1 protein-coding gene is annotated in these 1387 nt (G+C 66.3%); it reads left to right on the forward strand.

The genetic code is table 11. The features are described from left to right. Positions 1 to 72 precede the first annotated feature (72 nt). Positions 73 to 1245, forward strand: coding sequence for an IS701 family transposase (locus C6N31_RS42150; RefSeq protein ID WP_198359607.1), 1173 nt, complete (start codon positions 73 to 75; stop codon positions 1243 to 1245). Positions 1246 to 1387 lie beyond the last annotated feature (142 nt).

Genomic DNA, 1387 nt, shown 5'->3' on the forward strand with positions numbered 1-1387 from the left:
TACTGCAACCGCATGTGGTGTGACTGTTGGCGGTGTGGCTCGTTGGTCCGACTGTGTGACGAATCGTTGACGGTGGAGCAGGTCGAGTCGTGGTCCGAGGGCGTAGAAGAGTTGCATGCCCGGTTCGCAGGGCGTTTTGGCAGGTCGGAGCCGCGTGAGCGGGCTTTGGACTATCTGATGGGCTTGCTGGCTCCGTTGGAGAAGAAGAATGGGTGGACGCTGGCCGAGCAGGTCGGCCAGCTGCGCCCCGACGGTGTGCAGCGTCTGTTGAATCACTCCGAGTGGGACCAGGACGCGGTCCGTGATGACGTGCGGGACTTCGTCGTGGAGAGCATCGGGTCCCCGGACGGGGTGCTGATCGGTGACGACACCGGCTTCCTGAAGAAAGGCACCAGGTCAGCGGGCGTGCAGCGGCAATACTCCGGCACCGCGGGCCGCACCGAAAATTGCCAGATCGGGACGTTTTTGGCCTACGCCTCAGCCAGGGGGCGGGCGTTGATCGACCGGGAGCTTTATGTTCCGCAGTCCTGGACGGGCGACCGGGCACGGTGCCGGGCGGCCGGGATCGGCGACGAGGTGCCGTTCGCCACGAAGACCGAGCACCTCAAGTGGATGCTCCAACGTGCCATCGATGCGGCGGTGCCCTTCGCCTGGGTCACCGCGGACGAGGCATACGGGCAGGTCAAGGACTTCAGGATGTGGCTGGAGGAACGCAAGGTGGCGCATGTGCTGGCCACCAAGCTCAACGACACCGTGACCACGACCGACGGCTGGCAAGTGCGGGTCGATGATCTGGTGGCCGCGCTGCCCGCGCAGGGGTGGAAGCGGATCTCGGCCGGGGCCGGCGCCCACGGCCAGAGGATCTACCACTGGGCCCGCATCGCGATCCGGCCCGACTGGGCTGATGGGTTCGGACACTGGGTGCTGGCCCGCCGCAGTCCGACCGATCCGACCAAGATCGCCTACTACATCTGTTACGGGCCCGCCGCGACCCGGTTGAAGGACCTGGTCATCACGGCCGGCGCGCGCTGGCAGGTGGAGGAATGCTTCCAGATCGCGAAGGGCGAATGCGGCCTGGACCACTACCAGGTACGGCTGTTCCGGGCCTGGTACCGGCACATCACCCTGGCGATGGCCGCGCTCGCCTACCTGACCGCCATCCGCGCCACAGAAACCACAAAAGGGGCAGCGCCGGCGACGAGCACGACCTCATACCTCTCAGCGTCCCCGAGATCCGCCGGATGATCGGGCACCTCGTCTTCACGCCCCGACACCTGGACAACGACCATCATCTGCACTGGTCACGCTTCCGACGCCGCAGCCAAGCCCGCGCCCGCAGATGCCACTACCAACGCCGAGGCCACCACCCCCACATGCGGTTGCAGTA

Source organism: Streptomyces fildesensis (assembly GCF_016107395.1).
Lineage (GTDB): Bacteria > Actinomycetota > Actinomycetes > Streptomycetales > Streptomycetaceae > Actinacidiphila > Actinacidiphila fildesensis.